Below are 1970 nucleotides of genomic sequence, written 5' to 3'. Positions count from 1 at the left end.
CTATCCCGTTTAAAGACCTCGCCATGGGGCTGATGATGGGCGACCGTTCCGAAGAGACGGTGAGTTCGCTAGCCGCTCGACTGGCGAGGCTCGATCACAAGTTAAGCGCTGACGACCATCAGAAAATTACCGCCGAAGCAGGCACCTCGCTTACCGCCATTGTGAGTGACTTATTCAATGCCATCGACCCCGACAAAGTAGAGGCTGACGCCAAAGCCGCTGGCCACCCTGAGCCTGATGATGCTGCCATGCAAACTGCTCGGGAAGCGCGCATCAAACAGGCGGCCAACATATTCACCGGCCCGCTGATTAACTTGATGGATACCGTTCGTCGCGATAACGAACAGACCATCGACCACGAAAATCTTGATACACTGCTGCGCACCGAATGGGCTGGTAGTGTGGCGGAAAACGCACAACAGATCACCCAGGAGTTCGAGGCGTACCTTGATGAAAACCGCGACCAGATAGAGGCGCTGACCATCTATTTCAACACCCCTGCTCGCCGATCAGAAGTCACCTACGCGATGATCAAGGATGTGCTGAAAAAGCTGACTGATGATCGCCCGCGGCTGGCGCCGCTGACCGTGTGGCAGGCCTATGCACACTTGGATGAGTACAAAGGCAGCAACCCCGCCAGCGACCTTACCGCGCTCGTGGCGCTCATTCGCCGGGTAACGGGGCTGGACGCGACGCTGACGCCACACTCAGAGCGGGTGCGGCGCAACTTCCAGAACTGGGTGTTGAACCACCACGCAGGTCACGGCGACAAATTCACTGAAGAACAGATGGAGTGGCTACGTATGATCCGCGACCACCTTGCCACCTCATTTACCATCGAACGCGACGACCTCGATATGGCCCCGTTTGACAGCCGAGGCGGCCTAGGGCAAATGTACGCCCTCTTTGGTGAGGGAATGGACGATATGATGACTGAAGTTAATAGGGCACTCTCGGCATGAGGGAATTATCAAACGGATGGGTTGAAGCCGAAATCGGTGATCTGTGCGACCTCAAGAATGGATATGCGTTCAAGCCAAGCGATTGGACATCGAGCGGAAAAAAAATCGTTCGAATTCAGAACCTGAATAACCCTGACGCGCACTACAATCATTTTGACGGCGAGATCCGAGACCGTTTTACTATCCAATCTGACGATCTTCTATTTGCTTGGTCAGGTACCCCTGGTACCTCATTTGGTGCACACATTTGGCGGGGAGGTGAGGCTGTACTGAACCAGCATATCTTCCGAGTAGATTTCGCCAGAACTTTACTTGACTTGAAGTTCTTCAAACTCGCCATCAACGAGACGCTTGATGAACTTATAGCAAAGGCTCATGGAGGAGTCGGGTTACGTCACGTAACGAAGACAAAATTTGAAGAAACCCGTATTTCGGTTCCCCCTCTCAAAGAACAACGCCGCATAGTCGAAAAGATCGAAACGCTTTTCGACGAGATCGACAAGGGCGTTGAGAGTCTGCAAGCAGCAAAAAACACCCTCGGCCTCTACCGTCAGTCACTGTTGAAATCTGCCTTCGAAGGCCGCCTTACTGCTGACTGGCGTGAAACGAACGCTGATAAGTTGGAAGATCCTGAAGCGCTGCTTGCCAGCATAAGAACCGAACGTGAAACCCGCTATAAAGCCGCGCTGAATGACTGGCAACAAGCTCTAGATACCTGGCGTAAAGATGGCGGAGTTGGCAGAAAGCCTGCAAAACCAAAGCGGCCAGCAGAATTGACTAACATAAGCCAAGACGAATTAGGGCTTTTGCCAAATATCCCCAAAGATTGGTCTTACACTAAACTTGCAAATTTAGGTGACTTGGGGCGTGGAAAGTCTAAACATCGGCCCAGAAACGATAAGCGGCTGTTTGGCGGGCCTTATCCATTCATTCAGACTGGTGAGGTAAAAGCAGCAGGCCGATACATTTCCAAGTATGAAGCAACATACTCTGAGCTTGGGCTTGAAC

At 52.3% G+C, this 1970-nt stretch carries 2 protein-coding genes; both read left to right on the top strand.

Going from position 1 to position 1970, the window contains the following annotated elements; genetic code table 11:
• On the top strand, nucleotides 1–962 hold a 962-nt coding region (locus ACTH5D_RS14485; protein ID WP_441672454.1), incomplete at its 5' end, for a type I restriction-modification enzyme R subunit C-terminal domain-containing protein.
• The coding region (locus tag ACTH5D_RS14480) for a restriction endonuclease subunit S (RefSeq protein ID WP_441672452.1) at nucleotides 959–1970 on the top strand (1012 nt) is incomplete at its 3' end. The genes ACTH5D_RS14485 and ACTH5D_RS14480, both read left to right, overlap by 4 nt.

This window comes from Halomonas sp., from assembly GCF_052095695.1.
Lineage (GTDB): Bacteria > Pseudomonadota > Gammaproteobacteria > Pseudomonadales > Halomonadaceae > Vreelandella.
The sequence above is the reverse complement of the archived record's forward strand: the minus strand, read 5'-3'. Positions and strand labels throughout refer to the sequence as shown.